The sequence below is a fragment of the Streptomyces sp. NPDC037203 genome, from assembly GCF_055605065.1.
On sequence record NZ_JBVJUC010000010.1, the window covers coordinates 166,560 to 182,306 of the forward strand.

At 71.1% G+C, this 15,747-nt stretch carries 16 protein-coding genes; 15 read left to right on the top strand and 1 reads right to left on the bottom strand.

Annotation, left to right across the window (positions count from 1 at the left end; all coding sequences use genetic code 11):
- Positions 1–97 precede the first annotated feature (97 nt).
- From ACZ7EC_RS25530 to nusB, 13 genes are all read left to right on the top strand, one after another.
- On the top strand, positions 98–544 hold the full coding sequence (locus ACZ7EC_RS25530) for a DUF948 domain-containing protein (protein WP_471066203.1): 447 nt from the start codon (positions 98–100) through the stop codon (positions 542–544).
- 9 nt (positions 545–553) lie between these two features.
- On the top strand, positions 554–910 hold the full coding sequence (locus ACZ7EC_RS25535; RefSeq protein WP_471066021.1) for a hypothetical protein: 357 nt from the start codon (positions 554–556) through the stop codon (positions 908–910).
- Positions 910–3,582 (top strand): alanine--tRNA ligase, encoded by a 2,673-nt coding sequence (alaS, locus tag ACZ7EC_RS25540; RefSeq protein ID WP_471066023.1) that lies wholly within the window; start codon positions 910–912, stop codon positions 3,580–3,582. The genes ACZ7EC_RS25535 and alaS overlap by 1 nt, the downstream gene beginning before the upstream one ends.
- 48 nt (positions 3,583–3,630) lie before the next feature.
- Entirely contained in the window at positions 3,631–4,095 is a 465-nt protein-coding gene (gene ruvX / locus ACZ7EC_RS25545) for a Holliday junction resolvase RuvX (protein WP_471066025.1), read from the top strand.
- 121 nt (positions 4,096–4,216) lie between these two features.
- Positions 4,217–5,941 carry an endolytic transglycosylase MltG gene (gene mltG, locus ACZ7EC_RS25550; protein ID WP_471066027.1) on the top strand — a complete coding sequence of 575 codons (1,725 nt, stop codon included), beginning with the start codon at positions 4,217–4,219 and terminating at the stop codon, positions 5,939–5,941.
- Positions 5,922–6,761 (top strand): shikimate dehydrogenase, encoded by an 840-nt coding sequence (locus ACZ7EC_RS25555; protein WP_471066028.1) that lies wholly within the window; start codon positions 5,922–5,924, stop codon positions 6,759–6,761. Before mltG ends, ACZ7EC_RS25555 begins: the two co-directional genes overlap by 20 nt.
- A gap of 208 nt (positions 6,762–6,969) precedes the next feature.
- Positions 6,970–8,154, top strand: coding sequence for a chorismate synthase (gene aroC, locus ACZ7EC_RS25560; RefSeq protein WP_471066030.1), 1,185 nt, complete (start codon positions 6,970–6,972; stop codon positions 8,152–8,154).
- On the top strand, positions 8,151–8,666 hold the full coding sequence (locus ACZ7EC_RS25565; protein WP_471066032.1) for a shikimate kinase: 516 nt from the start codon (positions 8,151–8,153) through the stop codon (positions 8,664–8,666). Before aroC ends, ACZ7EC_RS25565 begins: the two co-directional genes overlap by 4 nt.
- Positions 8,663–9,754 (top strand): 3-dehydroquinate synthase, encoded by a 1,092-nt coding sequence (aroB, locus tag ACZ7EC_RS25570; RefSeq protein WP_471066033.1) that lies wholly within the window; start codon positions 8,663–8,665, stop codon positions 9,752–9,754. Before ACZ7EC_RS25565 ends, aroB begins: the two co-directional genes overlap by 4 nt.
- A 170-nt stretch (positions 9,755–9,924) precedes the next feature.
- Positions 9,925–10,878 carry an AAA family ATPase gene (locus ACZ7EC_RS25575; protein ID WP_471066035.1) on the top strand — a complete coding sequence of 318 codons (954 nt, stop codon included), beginning with the start codon at positions 9,925–9,927 and terminating at the stop codon, positions 10,876–10,878.
- 79 nt (positions 10,879–10,957) lie between these two features.
- Positions 10,958–12,064, top strand: coding sequence for a M24 family metallopeptidase (locus tag ACZ7EC_RS25580; protein ID WP_471066037.1), 1,107 nt, complete (start codon positions 10,958–10,960; stop codon positions 12,062–12,064).
- Positions 12,065–12,108: 44 nt separating this feature from the next.
- The gene (efp, locus tag ACZ7EC_RS25585; protein ID WP_471066039.1) at positions 12,109–12,675 is read left to right on the top strand and encodes an elongation factor P; all 567 of its coding nucleotides are present in this window, start codon (positions 12,109–12,111) and stop codon (positions 12,673–12,675) included.
- 2 nt (positions 12,676–12,677) lie between these two features.
- Positions 12,678–13,106 (top strand): transcription antitermination factor NusB, encoded by a 429-nt coding sequence (gene nusB, locus ACZ7EC_RS25590; RefSeq protein WP_046423695.1) that lies wholly within the window; start codon positions 12,678–12,680, stop codon positions 13,104–13,106.
- Between the two features lie 239 nt (positions 13,107–13,345).
- Here nusB and bldD read toward each other — a convergent pair whose 3' ends face one another.
- Positions 13,346–13,849, bottom strand: coding sequence for a transcriptional regulator BldD (gene bldD, locus ACZ7EC_RS25595; RefSeq protein WP_014671524.1), 504 nt, complete (start codon positions 13,847–13,849; stop codon positions 13,346–13,348).
- Positions 13,850–14,103: 254 nt separating this feature from the next.
- Between bldD and pyrR the strand changes: the two genes are divergently transcribed.
- Together pyrR and ACZ7EC_RS25605 are read left to right on the top strand one after the other, a co-directional pair.
- Positions 14,104–14,676: a bifunctional pyr operon transcriptional regulator/uracil phosphoribosyltransferase PyrR gene (gene pyrR, locus ACZ7EC_RS25600; protein ID WP_471066042.1), complete on the top strand. Its 573-nt coding sequence runs from the start codon at positions 14,104–14,106 to the stop codon at positions 14,674–14,676.
- A gap of 89 nt (positions 14,677–14,765) precedes the next feature.
- Positions 14,766–15,743, top strand: a complete 978-nt coding sequence (locus ACZ7EC_RS25605) for an aspartate carbamoyltransferase catalytic subunit (protein ID WP_471066044.1) — start codon at positions 14,766–14,768, stop codon at positions 15,741–15,743.
- Positions 15,744–15,747: the final 4 nt, after the last annotated feature.

Below are 15,747 nucleotides of genomic sequence, written 5' to 3' on the forward strand. Positions count from 1 at the left end.
CGCCGGTAATCCGGTACGGAGCGTCCGCCCCGGCGCGATAGGCTCGGGGCACGACTTTTCCGATGCTCAGGCACGTTTCAGGGAGCGGGTGCGCACAGTGTCCGGTGGCGAGGTGGCCGGAATCCTGGTGGCCGTCTTCTGGGCGATCCTGGTCTCCTTCCTCGCGGTGGCTCTCGCGAGGGTGGCCCAGACGCTCAAGGCGACCACCAAGCTCGTGGCGGACGTGACCGACCAGGCCGTCCCGCTGCTCGCGGACGCCTCCCAGGCGGTGCGCTCCGCGCAGACCCAGATCGACCGGGTCGACGCGATCGCGAGCGACGTCCAGGAGGTCACCTCCAACGCCTCCGCCCTGTCCACCACCGTCGCCTCCACCTTCGGCGGCCCGCTGGTCAAGGTCGCGGCCTTCGGCTACGGCGTCCGCAGGGCGCTCGGCGGCCGCAAGGAGGGGGACGTGCCCGCTACATCGGACCGGCGTACCGTGATCGTGGGCCGCACGGTCCCCGCCGCACGACGCAAGCGCAACCTCCGCGGGAAGAGGGACTGAGAGCGAGCCATGTTCCGCCGTACCTTCTGGTTCACCACCGGTGTCGCCGCCGGCGTCTGGGCCACCACCAAGGTCAACCGCAAGCTGAGGCAGCTGACTCCCGAGAGCCTGGCCGCCACCGCGGCCAACAGGGCCCTGGAGACCGGGCAGCGCCTGAAGGACCGCGCGGTCGGCTTCGCGCTCGACGTCCGCGACAACATGGCCCAGCGGGAGGACGAGCTCCAGGAGGCCCTCGGCATCCAGGGCGACGCGCTCCCGGCCCCCCGGCGGCTCACCGCCATCGAGTACGCCCCGAACACCAACCGCACCAACCCGAAGTACATCGAATCCCCGATGCACTCGTACGACCGGAATGAGGACCACTGATGGAGTCGGCCGAGATTCGCCGCCGCTGGCTGAGCTTCTTCGAGGAGCGCGGGCACACCGTCGTCCCTTCGGCGTCGCTCATCGCGGACGACCCGACTCTGCTCCTCGTCCCCGCCGGCATGGTGCCCTTCAAGCCCTACTTCCTGGGTGAGGTCAAGCCGCCCTTCCAGCGCGCCACCAGCGTGCAGAAGTGCGTGCGCACCCCCGACATCGAAGAGGTCGGCAAGACCACCCGCCACGGCACGTTCTTCCAGATGTGCGGCAACTTCTCCTTCGGCGACTACTTCAAGGAAGGCGCCATCAAGTACGCCTGGGAGCTGCTCACCAGCGACCGGGACAAGGGCGGTTACGGCCTCGACCCCGAGCGCCTGTGGATCACCGTCTACCAGGACGACGACGAGGCCGAGCAGATCTGGCACGAGGTCGTCGGCGTGCCCAAGGAGCGCATCCAGCGCCTGGGCAAGAAGGACAACTTCTGGTCCATGGGCGTCCCCGGCCCCTGCGGACCCTGCTCCGAGATCAACTACGACCGCGGCCCCGAGTTCGGCGCCGAGGGCGGCCCGGCCGTCAACGACGAGCGGTACGTGGAGATCTGGAACCTCGTCTTCATGCAGTACGAGCGGGGCGAGGGCACCGGCAAGGACGACTTCGAGATCCTCGGCGACCTGCCCAGCAAGAACATCGACACCGGCCTCGGCCTCGAACGTCTCGCCATGATCCTGCAGGGCGTGCAGAACATGTACGAGATCGACACCTCGATGGCCGTCATCGAGAAGGCCACCGAGCTGACCGGCGTCCGCTACGGCGACGCCCACGACTCGGACGTCTCCCTGCGCGTGGTCACCGACCACATGCGCACCTCCGTGATGCTCATCGGCGACGGCGTCACTCCGGGCAACGAGGGCCGCGGCTACGTGCTGCGCCGCATCATGCGCCGCGCCATCCGCAACATGCGGCTCCTGGGCGCCACGGGTCCGGTCGTCAAGGACCTGATCGACACCGTGATCGCCATGATGGGCCAGCAGTACCCGGAGCTGATCACCGACCGCGAGCGCATCGAGAAGGTCGCCCTCGCCGAGGAGAACGCCTTCCTGAAGACGCTGAAGGCCGGCACCAACATCCTGGACACCGCCGTCACCGAGACCAAGCAGTCCGGTGGCCGCGTCCTGTCCGGTGAGAAGGCCTTCCTGCTCCACGACACCTGGGGCTTCCCGATCGACCTCACCCTGGAGATGGCCGCCGAGCAGGGCCTGTCCGTGGACGAGGAGGGCTTCCGCCGCCTGATGAAGGAGCAGCGGGAGCGCGCCAAGGCCGACGCCCAGGCCAAGAAGACCGGCCACGCCGACCTCGGTGCCTACCGGGAGATCGCCGACAGCGCCGGTGCCACCGACTTCATCGGCTACAGCGACACCGAGGGCGAGTCCACCATCGTGGGCCTGCTGGTCGACGGCGTCTCCTCCCCGGCCGCCTCCGAGGGCGACGAGGTCGAGGTCGTCCTGGACCGCACCCCGTTCTACGCCGAGGGCGGCGGCCAGATCGGCGACACCGGCCGGATCAGGGTCGACTCCGGTGCCGTGATCGAGGTCCGCGACTGCCAGAAGCCGGTTCCCGGTGTCTATGTGCACAAGGGCGTCGTCCAGGTCGGCGAGGTGACGGTCGGTGCCAAGGCCCACGCCGCCATCGACAACCGCCGCCGCAAGGCCATCGCCCGCGCCCACTCGGCCACCCACCTCACCCACCAGGCCCTGCGCGACGCCCTCGGCCCGACGGCCGCCCAGGCCGGTTCCGAGAACCAGCCCGGCCGTTTCCGCTTCGACTTCGGCTCGCCGTCCGCGGTGCCGACGGCCGTGATGACCGACGTCGAGCAGAAGATCAACGAGGTTCTCGCCCGCGACCTCGACGTGCACGCCGAGGTCATGGGCATCGACGAGGCCAAGAAGCAGGGCGCCATCGCCGAGTTCGGCGAGAAGTACGGCGAGCGGGTCCGTGTGGTGACCATCGGCGACTTCTCCAAGGAGCTGTGCGGCGGCACCCATGTGCACAACACCGCCCAGCTGGGCCTGGTGAAGCTGCTCGGCGAGTCCTCCATCGGCTCCGGTGTGCGCCGTATCGAGGCCCTGGTCGGCGTGGACGCCTACCACTTCCTCGCCCGTGAGCACACGGTCGTCAACCAGCTGACCGAACTGCTCAAGGGCCGCTCCGAGGAACTGCCGGAGAAGGTCTCCGCGATGCTCGGCAAGCTGAAGGACGCCGAGAAGGAGATCGAGAAGTTCCGCGCGGAGAAGGTGCTCCAGGCCGCCGGCGGTCTCGCCGACTCGGCCAAGGACGTGCGGGGCATCGCCCTGGTCACCGGGCAGGTGCCGGACGGCACCACGCCGGACGACCTGCGCAAGCTGGTCCTCGACGTGCGCGGCCGCATCCAGGGCGGCCGGGCCGCCGTGGTCGCCCTGTTCACGGTGAACAACGGCAAGCCGCTGACGGTCATCGCCACCAACGAGGCCGCCCGTGAGCGTGGTCTGAAGGCCGGTGACCTGGTGCGCACGGCCGCCAAGACCCTCGGTGGCGGCGGTGGCGGCAAGCCGGACGTGGCCCAGGGCGGCGGTCAGAACCCGGCTGCCGTCGGCGAGGCCGCCGAGGCCGTCGAGCGACTTGTCGCCGAGACCGCCAAGTGACAGCGGCCGAGGCCGCCAAGTGATATCCGAGTAAGGAAACGGTCGGAAATGCGCAGAGGACGTCGGCTTTCGATCGACGTCGGGGACGCCCGGATCGGGGTCGCCTCGTGCGACCCCGATGGGATCCTCGCCACACCGGTGGAGACGGTCCCCGGCCGGGACATCCCCGCCGCCCACCGCCGGTTGCGTCAACTGGTGGCGGAGTATGAGCCGATCGAGGTAGTCGTCGGTCTCCCTCGCTCCCTCAAGGGGGGCGAGGGCCCGGCCGCCGCCAAGGTCCGCGCGTTCACCCAGGAACTCGCCAAGGGCATCAAGCCGGTGCCGGTCCGTCTGGTGGACGAGCGGATGACGACGGTGACGGCCACCCAGGGGCTGCGGGCCTCGGGCGTGAAGGCCAAGAAGGGCCGGGCCGTCATCGATCAGGCCGCCGCTGTGATCATCCTCCAGCAGGCCCTCGAATCCGAACGGGTGTCAGGTAAGCCACCCGGTGAGGGCGTCGAAGTGGTCATCTGATCGCGATACGGTAACGTTCCGCGCGATGCGGCGGCGTTCGAACAGCCGCCGCACAGCAAGAGGCGGAGCGGAAGCCGGCCCCCGGCCGCGTGACCGTCGGCCTCGCGGCTCTAGGGGATCGATGACCGAGTATGGCCGGGGCCCCGGCTCCGAACCGTGGCATCCGCAGGACCCGTTGTACGGGGACGGCGGATGGGAAGGGCAGCAGGCGTACGCCGCGCACCAGGCTGCCTACGGCGGCCTGTCGCAGCAGCAGTACCCGCAGCAGCCGCAGCAGTACGGCGACTGGTCGCAGGACCAGCACGGGTACGACGGTCAGCAGTACCCGCACCACGGCGACCAGGGTCATCCCCAGTACGACCCCCAGTACCAGGGCCAGCAGCAGTACCCGCAGCAGCCGGAGTTCCCCGGTCACCAGGGCTCCGGCCATCAGGGCTCCGGCCACCAGGGTGGCTGGGACGCGACCGGCACCCACGGCCAGGTGCCCTACGCGGCCGACCCCGGCGATCCCTACGGGCAGCAGCCCGTGGCGTACGGCGCCGAGCAACCCGACCTCTACGGCACCGAGGACGCCTACCCGCCGCCGGAGCCCCCCGGCCGCAGACGCCCCGAGGCCGAACCCGAGCCGGACGCCCCCGCCGACGGCGAGGAGGAGCACGCCTTCTTCGCGGGCGGCGCCGATGACGACGAGGACGGCGAGGAGCACGAGCGGGCCGGCCGCCGGGAGCGGCGCGGCGGCAAGGGCCGAAAACCCGTCAAGAGCAAGAAACGGCGCACCGGCTGCGCCTGCATGGTCGTCGTCCTGGTCTTCGGCGGCGGCCTCGGCGGAGTCGGCTACTACGGCTACAAGTTCTACCAAAATCGTTTCGCCCCGGCCCCGGACTACGCGGGCGACGGCACCGGCCAGGCGGTGACCGTCGAGATCCCCAAGGGAGCCGGCGGCTGGGACATCGGGCGGCGGCTGAAGGAAGCCGGTGTCGTCAAGAGCGCCGAGGCCTTCGTGCACGCCCAGGGCACCACACCGGGCGGCGACTCGATCCAGGCCGGCGCCTATCTCCTGAAGAAGGAGATGTCCGCCGCGAGCGCGGTGCGGATGATGCTGGACCCGAAGAGTCAGAACAATGTCATCGTGACGCCGGGCGAGCGCAATGTGGCCGTTTATCAGGCCATCGACAAGAAGCTCGAAATTGCCGCAGGAACCACCGAGAAGGCCGCGAAGAAGGATTATCGGACTCTCGGTATGCCGACCTGGGTGCAGAACAGTCCCGAGATGAAGGACCCGCTGGAGGGTTTCCTCTTCCCAGGTACTTACCCGGCCGCCAAGGGCATGAAGCCGGACGCGATCCTCAAGCAGATGGTGGCCCAGGCCAAGGAGCGGTACGCCGCCTACGGCCTGGACGCGAAGGCCAGGTCTCTCGGCCTGCACGACGCGTTCGAGCTGGTCACGGTCGCGAGCCTGGTCCAGGCCGAGGGCAAGACACACGAGGACTTCCGCAAGATGGCCGAGGTGGTCTACAACCGCCTGAAGCCCACCAACACCGAGACGAACCAGCTGCTCCAGTTCGACTCGACGTACAACTACGCCAAGGGCACCAGCAATATCCATATCTCCGAGAAGGAGATCAACAGCAACCAGAGCCCGTACAACACGTACACCCACAAGGGCCTGCCGCCCGGTCCGATCGGAAACCCCGGCGAGGACGCGCTCAAGGCGGCGCTGAATCCGACCCACGACGGCTGGATCTATTTCGTGGCGACCGACGGTACGACGAATACCGAATTCGCCAAGACCTACGAAGAATTCAAGCAGCTCAAGGACAAATTCAATGCCACCTCGGGCAACTGACGCCCGCCGGGCCGCCGTGCTCGGGAAGCCCATCGCCCACTCGCTCTCCCCGGTGCTGCACCGGGCCGCCTACGCCGAACTCGGTCTCACCGGCTGGTCCTACGACCGGTTCGAGGTCGACGAGGCGGCCCTGCCGGGCTTCTTCGGGAAGCTCGGGCCCGAGTGGGCGGGGCTGTCGCTGACGATGCCGCTGAAGCGGGCGGTCATCGAGCTGCTGGACGAGGTCAGCGAGACGGCCGCCTCGGTGGACGCGGTCAACACCGTCGTGTTCGACGCGGACGGCCGTGCACGCGGGGACAACACCGACATCCCCGGCATGGTGGCCGCGCTGCGCGAACACGGCATCGAACAGGTCGAGTCCGCCGCCATCCTCGGTGCCGGCGCCACCGCCTCCTCCGCGCTCGCCGCCCTGTCCCGCGTCTGCACCGGCGAGGTCGTCGCCTATGTGCGCAGCGAGCCCCGCGCCGCCGAGATGCGCCAGTGGGGCCGCCGCCTGGACGTGGACGTCCGTACGGCGGACTGGTCGGACGCCGCCGAGGCCCTGCGCGCCCCGCTGGTGATCGCCACCACCCCGGCCGGCACCACCGACGCCCTCGCCGCCGCCGTGCCCGAGCGCCCCGCCACCCTCTTCGACGTGCTCTACGAGCCCTGGCCCACCGAACTGGCGGCCCGCTGGTCCATGTACGGCGGGGCCGTGGTCGGCGGGCTCGATCTGCTGGTCCACCAGGCCGTCCTCCAGGTCGAGCAGATGACGGGACGCGCCCCCGCACCGCTGGAGGCCATGCGCCGGGCCGGGGAGGCGGCGCTCGCCGCCCGCTGAGCCGCCGTACCGCGCCCGTCGGCCGAGCCCGCCCGCGTCCGCCGGCCGTCCACGGACCCGTCCGCTTGCTGGACCGGGAGCCGGACACCCGCCCCGGACGTGGGAGGATCGGACATGGCGGGCCGGGGTCGCGCATCCGGTCACGCCGTCGGCGCCCGCACGAACGCGTGGGCCGGGCAGTACCGGGCGCGAACACTGAGGAGCACCGTTGAGCAGGCTGCGTTGGCTGACCGCGGGGGAGTCCCACGGTCCCGCACTTGTGGCGACGCTGGAGGGCCTTCCCGCCGGCGTACCGATCACCACGGAGATGGTGGCGGACCACCTCGCGCGGCGGCGGCTCGGCTATGGCCGCGGTGCGCGGATGAAGTTCGAGCGGGACGAGGTCACCTTTCTGGGTGGCGTCCGGCACGGACTGACCCTCGGCTCGCCGGTCGCGATCATGGTCGGCAACACCGAGTGGCCGAAGTGGGAGCAGGTCATGTCGGCCGACCCGGTCGACGCCGAGATCCTCGACGGGCTCGCCCGCAACGCCCCGCTGACCCGGCCCCGGCCCGGCCACGCCGACCTGGCCGGCATGCAGAAGTACGGCTTCGAGGAGGCCCGCCCGATCCTGGAGCGCGCCTCCGCCCGCGAGACGGCCGCGCGGGTGGCGCTGGGCGCGGTGGCCCGGTCGTACCTGAAGGAGACGGCCGGGATCGAGATCGTCTCCCACGTGGTCGAGCTGTGCTCGGTGAAGGCCCCGGCCGGGGTGTACCCGACGCCGGCCGATGTGGAGAAGCTGGACGCGGACCCGCTGCGCTGCCTGGACGCGGACGCGTCGAGGGCGATGGTCGAGGAGGTCGACCAGGCCCACAAGGACGGCGACACGCTGGGCGGTGTGGTCGAGGTGCTCGCGTACGGCGTGCCGGTCGGTCTGGGCTCGCATGTGCACTGGGACCGCAAGCTGGACGCGCGGCTCGCCGGTGCCCTGATGGGCATCCAGGCGATCAAGGGCGTGGAGATCGGTGACGGCTTCGAGCTGGCGCGGGTGCCGGGCTCGCAGGCGCACGACGAGATCGTGGGCACCCCGGAGGGCATCCGGCGGGTCTCCGGCCGCGCGGGCGGCACCGAGGGCGGTCTGTCCACGGGCGAGCTGCTGCGGGTGCGGGCCGCGATGAAGCCGATCGCGACGGTGCCGCGCGCGCTGCGCACCGTGGACGTGACCACCGGCGAGGCCGCGCAGGCCCACCACCAGCGCTCCGACGTCTCCGCGGTGCCGGCCGCGGGCATCGTGGCCGAGGCGATGGTCGCGCTGGTGCTGGCCGACGCGGTCGCGGAGAAGTTCGGCGGCGACTCGGTGGCCGAGACGCGCCGGAACGTGCGGTCGTACCTCGACAACCTGCGGATCCGATGAGCGGGCCGCGTCTCGTCCTCGTCGGCCCGATGGGCGTCGGCAAGTCCACCGTGGGCCGGCTGCTGGCCGAGCGGCTGGGCGCCGGCTACCGGGACACCGACGACGACATCGTGGCCGCCGAGGGCCGGGAGATCTCCGAGATCTTCGTGGACGAGGGCGAGGAGCACTTCCGGGCGCTGGAGAAGGCGGCCGTGGCCGCCGCGCTCGCCGGGCACGCGGGCGTCCTCGCGCTCGGCGGCGGCGCGATCCTCGATGCGGACACCCGCGCCCTGCTCGCCGGGCACCCGGTGGTCTACCTCTCCATGGATGTGGAGGAGGCGGTGCGGCGCACCGGTCTGAACGCGGCCCGCCCGCTGCTCGCGGTCAACCCCCGCAAGCAGTGGCGCGAGCTGATGGAGGCACGGCGCCACTTGTACGAGGAGGTCGCCACCGCCGTCGTACCGACGGACGGCCGCACCCCCGAAGAGGTCGCGCAAGCGGCGCTGGACGCACTGGAGTTGAAGAAGGCATGAGCGAGGCAGTCACCCGGATCCAGGTCGCGGGCACCGCGGGCACCGACCCGTACGAGGTGCTGGTCGGCCGTCAACTCCTCGGCGAGCTGGCCGGGTTGATCGGCTCCAAGGCCAAGCGGGTGGCCGTGGTCCACCCCGAGGCGCTGGCCGAGACCGGGGACGCGCTCCGCGCCGACCTGGCCGAGCAGGGCTACGAGGCGATCGCCATCCAGGTCCCCAACGCCGAGGAGGCCAAGACCGCCGAGGTCGCCGCCTACTGCTGGAAGGCGCTCGGCCAGTCCAACTTCACCCGCACCGATGTCATCGTCGGCGTGGGCGGCGGCGCGACCACCGACCTCGCCGGGTTCGTGGCCGCGACCTGGCTGCGCGGGGTGCGCTGGATCGCCGTACCGACCACCGTGCTCGCCATGGTGGACGCGGCGGTCGGCGGCAAGACCGGCATCAACACCGCCGAGGGCAAGAACCTGGTGGGCGCCTTCCACCCGCCGGCCGGGGTGCTGTGCGACCTGGCCGCACTGGACTCCCTGCCGGTCAACGACTACGTCTCCGGACTCGCCGAGATCATCAAGGCCGGCTTCATCGCCGACCCGGTGATCCTCGACCTGATCGAGGCCGACCCCGAGGCCGCGCGCGGCCCGCAGGGCCCGCACACCGCCGAGCTGATCCAACGCTCGATCCGGGTGAAGGCCGAGGTCGTCTCCTCGGACCTGAAGGAGTCCGGCCGCCGCGAGATCCTGAACTACGGCCACACGCTCGGCCACGCCATCGAGAAGAACGAGCGCTACAAGTGGCGGCACGGCGCCGCGGTCGCGGTAGGCATGCACTTCGCCGCCGAACTCGGCCGTCTCGCGGGCCGGTTGGACGACGCGACGGCCGACCGCCATCGCGCGATCCTCGAATCCGTCGGCCTGCCGCTGCACTACCGCTACGACCAGTGGCCCAAGCTGGTCGAGAACATGAAGGTCGACAAGAAGTCCCGCGGCGATCTGCTGCGCTTCATCGTCCTGGACGGGCTGGCCAAGCCGACCGTCCTGGAGGGCCCCGATCCGGCCGTCCTGCTGGCCGCCTACGGGGAAGTCGGCGAGTAGCCCCGCCGTTCTCGGGGACCGCGCCGTCTTTCTCGGCGCACCGGGCACTTCGGGCCGCCCCCGGCCGTTTCACCGAACGACGGCCGGGGACGGTACCGTTCGCGCAGGAGCGGGGCCCGCCCCCCGCCGCCTGCACCCCCAACTGCCTGTACGAGACGGAGTGGCAACGGATGCAGCACGCAGTGGGATCTCCGCTGCCGCCGCCCCACCAGCCGGGGCACCGGCCGGACACCGGCTGGCCATCGGCCGCGTACCCGCCCGGCGGACGCCCCGCGCAGGGCTCCGCCGCCCCGCCCCCGGCCTTCCCGCCCCCCTCACCACGGGCCCCTGCGGGCCAGCAGCCGCCGGTTCCTCCGGGCCAGCAGCCGCCGGTTCCGCCGGCGCCGTCGGGCCGCCCGCACCCGCAGCCCCCGGCTCCCGCCCAGCCCCCGGTACCCGCCCCTCCCGCCGCACCGGCGCCGCCGCCCCCGGCCCCCGACAGCACCGGTCATGTGCACCTGCCACCGGGCGCCCCCTTCGGTGTGCCGACGCCGGCGCCCACCGCCACCGCGGTGCCCGATCCGACGACCACCACGCTGGCCGTCCTGCTGATCGGTCCCGCCGGTGCGGGCAAGACCAGCGTGGCGAAGTACTGGGCGGACCACCGCCGCGTGCCCACGGCCCACATCAGCCTGGACGACGTCCGCGAGTGGGTCCGCTCCGGCTTCGCCGACCCCCAGTCCGGCTGGAACGACCATTCCGAGGCCCAGTACCGCCTGGCCCGCCGCACCTGCGGCTTCGCCGCGCGCAACTTCCTGGCCAACGGCATCTCCTGCATCCTGGACGACGCGGTCTTCCCGGACCGCCCCGTCGTCGGCCTCGGCGGCTGGAAGCGCCATGTCGGCCCCGGCCTGCTCCCGGTCGTCCTGCTGCCCGGCCTGGACATCGTCCTGGAGCGCAACGCGCAACGCACCGGCAACCGCCGCCTCACCGACGAGGAGGTCGCCCGCATCCACGGCCGCATGGCCGGCTGGTACGGCTCGGGCCTGCCGATCATCGACAACTCGCAACTGGACGTACCGGCCACGGCGCGGGTCCTGGACGAGGTCCTGGCGCGATCCATAGCGAGCCCCCCGAACTGGTAGCCGGGTGAACCACCCCCCGCGATCCCCACTCGGCCCCCCTGAATCGGCACAAACGGCATAAAACTCCTACGCTCATCTCATGTCAGAGGTGTACGCGAACCGCCGATCCCGCCTCCGGGACCACTTCAACGCGGCCGGCACCGCGGCAGCGCTCGTCACCCGCCCCGCCAACGTGCGCTACCTCGCGGCCGCCGCCCCGCACGGCGCCGTGCTGCTCCTCGGCAGCCGCGAGGACCACCTGGTCTGCGCCGTCCCGCCCGACGAGCGCCCCTTCGAGGGCCGCCCGGACGACGCCCTGCGGGTGCACGTCCTGCCCGCGCGGGGCGGCGACACCGCCGTCACCGCCGCCGACCTCGCCCGGAACCAGGGTGCGGACTCCCTCGCCGTCGAGGAACACCATCTGACGGTCGCCCGGCACCGGGCCATCGCCGCCGCGGCCCCGGCCCTGCGCCTCGCCGACGTCGGCTGCGCCGTGGAACAGCTCCGGGTCGTCAAGGACGAGGAGGAGATCTCCTGCCTGCGCATCGGCGCCGAGATCGCCGACCAGGCCCTGGGCGAGCTGCTGGAGTCCATCCTCGTCGGCCGCACCGAACGGCACCTCGCCCTGGAGCTGGAGCGCCGCCTGGTCGACCACGGCGCCGACGGCCCGGCCTTCCCCACTTCCGTCGCCACCGGCCCGAACTCCGGCCGCCGCGGCCACCGGCCCACCGACCGGCGGGTGGAGGAGGGCGACTTCCTCTCCGTCTGCCTCGGCGCGACCTACCGCGGCTACCGCTGCGAGATCGGCCGTACGTTCGTCATCGGCACCTCCCCGGCGGACTGGCAGATCCAGCTGTACGACCTGGTCTTCTCCGCTCAGCGCGCCGGACGCGAGGCCCTCGCCCCCGGCGCCGCCTGCCGTGACGTGGACCGCGCGGCACGCCAGGTGCTGGACTCCGCGGGCTACGCGGAGGCCCTGCCGCCGCTCACCGGGCACGGCGTCGGACTCGAAATCGACGAGGACCCGCAGCTCGCCCCTTCAGCCATGGGTAAACTGGACGCTTGCGTGCCGGTCACCGTCGAACCGGGAGTCCACCTTCCGGGCCGGGGCGGTGTCCGGATCGATGACACGCTCGTCGTGCGCCCCGAGGCGGACGGCGGACCCGAGCTACTCACCATCACGACCAAGGAGCTGCTCGCGCTGTAGCGCGTGATCCGGGGTCGTACGTCAGTCCAGGAGATTCCGCAACCGTGGCTTCCACGAACGACCTCAAGAACGGCCTGGTGCTCAAGCTCGAAGGCGGCCAGCTCTGGTCCGTCGTCGAGTTCCAGCACGTCAAGCCCGGCAAGGGCCCGGCCTTCGTGCGCACCAAGCTGAAGAACGTGCTCTCCGGCAAGGTCGTCGACAAGACCTTCAACGCCGGTGTCAAGGTCGAGACCGCCACTGTCGACAAGCGCGACATGCAGTTCTCGTACATGGACGGCGACTACTTCGTCTTCATGGACATGGAGACCTACGACCAGCTGATGGTCGACCGCAAGTCCGTCGGCGACGCCGCCAACTTCCTCGTCGAGGGCTTCACCGCCACCGTCGCCACGCACGAGGGCGAGGTGCTGTTCGTCGAGCTGCCCGCCGCCGTCGAGCTGACCATCCAGGAGACCGAGCCCGGCGTCCAGGGCGACCGCTCCACCGGTGGCACCAAGCCCGCCACCCTGGAGACCGGCCACCAGATCCAGGTCCCGCTTTTCATCACCACCGGTGAGAAGATCAAGGTCGACACCCGTACGAGCGACTACCTCGGCCGGGTGAACAGCTAACCGTGGCTGCCCGCAACACGGCCCGCAAGCGCGCTTTCCAGATCCTCTTCGAGGGCGACCAGCGTGGCGCCGACGTCCTGACGGTCCTCGCCGACTGGGTCCGGCTGTCCCGGTCCGACACCCGGCAGCCGCCGGTCAGCGAGTACACGATGCAGCTGGTCGAGGGCTACGCGGAGCACGCGCGGCGCATCGACGAGCTGATCGCCCAGTACGCGGTCGGCTGGACGCTCGACCGGATGCCGGTCGTGGACCGCAACATCCTGCGGCTGGGCGCGTACGAGCTGATCTGGGTGGACGAGACCCCGGACGCCGTCGTGCTGGACGAGATGGTGCAGCTGGCGAAGGAGTTCTCGACCGACGAGTCGCCCTCGTTCGTCAATGGCCTGCTGGGGCGGCTCAAGGAGCTGAAGCCGTCGCTCCGCCGGGCCTAGCCGGCTCCACCGGCTACGCCGGCTCGGCCCCCAAGGCCGCGAGGGGGCGCCGGGCGACCGTGACGCGGCGGCTGCGGGTTTCCCGCGGCCGGTCGCGCGGTGCCCCGCGCTCCTGAGGCGTTCACGCCCTCCGCGTCGAGCAGCCGGTCGGAACAGTCACATCGAAACGCCGCCGGGGTGGCCCGAACCGTCTGGTTCGGGCCACCCCGGCGTCACGTTTCTGCAAAATCCCTACGCGGTCACGCCTCTTCGTGCGTGGCCACCGCGCGGCGCGCGTCCGCGTCCAGGACGCCCCAGCTGATCAGCTGCTCGGTGAGGACCGAGGGGGACTGGTCGTAGATGACGGCGAGTGTGCGCAGGTCGTCCTGGCGGATGGACAGCACCTTGCCGTTGTAATCGCCGCGCTGGGACTGGATCGTCGCCGCGTAGCGCTGGAGGGGGCCCGCCTTCTCGGCCGGCACCGTGGCCAGCCGCTCCAGGTCGAGGACCAGCTTCGGCGGCGGCTCGGCGGCGCCACCCGGAGTGGTGCCCGGCAGAAGCTCCTGCACCGGGACGCCATAGAAATCGGCCAGCTCGGCAAGGCGCTGTACGGTCACGGCACGGTCGCCGCGTTCGTACGAACCCACCACCACGGCCTTCCAGCGACCCTGGGACTTCTCCTCGACACCGTGGAGGGAAAGGCCCTGCTGGGTGCGGATGGCCCGGAGCTTGGCCCCGAGCTGTTTGGCGTATTCGCTGGACATATAGCTCCCCGGACACTGTGTCGACGCGGCCGGCTGTCTTCCCGCCGCGCGCTTTGGTAACTCACTGTGAGGTTACGCAGCGTGATTCTTCTGCGTCAAGCCGAATGGGCCACCCCGACGCTTCCGTGGTAGTGCCGACGCGTTGAGCCAAGGGGGTGAACCCGAGCGGTCCCCGCGACCTGCTACCGTGGTTGGCGCAAATCCGACGTCCTTTAAGGTCCGTCCCGTGAGGCGGAGAAGGAGGTCCGTTTTCTATGGACACGCACGCCCATCCGCAGGCAGCCGATGCCCGGCCCGTTCTCGAGGGCCCCGACATCGCGCGGGTGCTGACCCGTATCGCCCACGAGATCGTCGAGCGCGCCAAGGGCGCCGACGACGTGGTGCTGCTCGGCATTCCCACGCGGGGCGTCTTCCTCGCCCGCCGGCTGGCCGACAAGCTCGAGCAGATCACCGACCGCGCCGTTCCGGTCGGCTCCCTCGACATCACCATGTACCGCGACGACCTGCGCATGCATCCGCCGCGTGCGCTGGCCCGCACCGAGATCCCCGGCGACGGCCTCGACGGCAAGCTGGTCGTCCTCGTGGACGACGTGCTGTTCTCCGGCCGCACCATCCGCGCCGCCCTCGACGCCCTGAACGACCTCGGGCGCCCGCGCGCGGTCCAGCTCGCGGTCCTGGTCGACCGCGGCCACCGGGAACTGCCGATCCGCGCCGACTACGTCGGCAAGAACCTCCCCACGTCGCTGCGGGAGACGGTCAAGGTCCAGCTCGCCGAGGAGGACGGTCGCGACACCGTACTGCTCGGTGTGAAGCCGGCCGGCCAGTAGCGAACCAGGCGCACAAAGGTCGCTTCGGCGTACCCGCCCGCGCCCGAGTTTGCCCCGATCCTCCCGAACTGCCCTACGGAGCCTGACAGATGCAGCGCCATCTCATCTCGGCCGCCGACCTCTCCCGCGACGACGCCGTCCTGATCCTCGACACCGCCGAGGAGATGGCACGGGTCGCCGACCGGCCGATCAAGAAACTCCCGACCCTGCGCGGCCGTACCGTCGTGAACCTCTTCTTCGAGGACTCCACGCGCACCCGGATCTCCTTCGAGGCCGCCGAGAAGCGCCTGTCCGCGGACGTCATCAACTTCACCGCCAAGGGATCGAGCGTGTCCAAGGGCGAGTCCCTGAAAGACACCGCCCAGACCCTGGAGGCGATGGGCGTCGACGCCGTCGTCATCCGGCACGGCGCCTCCGGCGCGCCCTACCGGCTCGCCACCTCCGGCTGGATCGACGCCGCCGTGATCAACGCCGGCGACGGCACCCACCAGCACCCCACCCAGGCCCTCCTGGACGCCTTCACCATGCGCCGCCGCCTGGTCGGGCGCGACGCCGGAATCGGCCGGGACCTGGCCGGCAAGCGCATCACCCTCGTCGGTGACGTCCTGCACAGCCGGGTCGCCCGCTCCAACGTCGACCTGCTGCACACCCTCGGCGCCGAGGTCACCCTGGTCGCCCCGCCCACCCTGCTGCCGGTCGGCGTCGAGTCCTGGCCCTGCGAGGTGTCGTACGACCTCGACAGCACCCTGCCCAAGTGCGACGCGGTGATGATGCTGCGCGTGCAGCGCGAGCGGATGAACGCCGCCTTCTTCCCGACCGAGCGCGAGTACTCCCGGCGCTACGGCCTCGACGGCGACCGCATGGCCAGGCTGCCCGAGCACGCCATCGTGATGCACCCCGGCCCGATGGTGCGCGGCATGGAGATCACCGCCGAGGTCGCCGACTCCGGCCGCTGCACCGCCGTCGAGCAGGTCGCCAACGGCGTGTCCATCCGGATGGCCGTCCTGTACCTGCTGCTCGGCGGCAACGAGCCCGCCGCCGCCCCCCTGCGCACTGAGGAGAAGTAAGAAC

What these genes read in the sequence shown, in the direction of transcription:
- aroB (WP_471066033.1), top strand. Translation starts at nt 8,663, where the DNA reads ATGAGCGAGGCAGTCACCCGGATCCAGGTCGCGGGCACCGCGGGCACC.
- bldD (WP_014671524.1), bottom strand. Translation starts at nt 13,849, where the DNA reads ATGTCCAGCGAATACGCCAAACAGCTCGGGGCCAAGCTCCGGGCCATC.
- ACZ7EC_RS25565 (WP_471066032.1), top strand. Translation starts at nt 8,151, where the DNA reads ATGAGCGGGCCGCGTCTCGTCCTCGTCGGCCCGATGGGCGTCGGCAAG.
- ACZ7EC_RS25555 (WP_471066028.1), top strand. Translation starts at nt 5,922, where the DNA reads ATGCCACCTCGGGCAACTGACGCCCGCCGGGCCGCCGTGCTCGGGAAG.
- alaS (WP_471066023.1), top strand. Translation starts at nt 910, where the DNA reads ATGGAGTCGGCCGAGATTCGCCGCCGCTGGCTGAGCTTCTTCGAGGAG.
- ACZ7EC_RS25575 (WP_471066035.1), top strand. Translation starts at nt 9,925, where the DNA reads ATGCAGCACGCAGTGGGATCTCCGCTGCCGCCGCCCCACCAGCCGGGG.
- ACZ7EC_RS25605 (WP_471066044.1), top strand. Translation starts at nt 14,766, where the DNA reads ATGCAGCGCCATCTCATCTCGGCCGCCGACCTCTCCCGCGACGACGCC.
- ruvX (WP_471066025.1), top strand. Translation starts at nt 3,631, where the DNA reads ATGCGCAGAGGACGTCGGCTTTCGATCGACGTCGGGGACGCCCGGATC.
- ACZ7EC_RS25580 (WP_471066037.1), top strand. Translation starts at nt 10,958, where the DNA reads ATGTCAGAGGTGTACGCGAACCGCCGATCCCGCCTCCGGGACCACTTC.
- pyrR (WP_471066042.1), top strand. Translation starts at nt 14,104, where the DNA reads ATGGACACGCACGCCCATCCGCAGGCAGCCGATGCCCGGCCCGTTCTC.
- ACZ7EC_RS25535 (WP_471066021.1), top strand. Translation starts at nt 554, where the DNA reads ATGTTCCGCCGTACCTTCTGGTTCACCACCGGTGTCGCCGCCGGCGTC.
- mltG (WP_471066027.1), top strand. Translation starts at nt 4,217, where the DNA reads ATGACCGAGTATGGCCGGGGCCCCGGCTCCGAACCGTGGCATCCGCAG.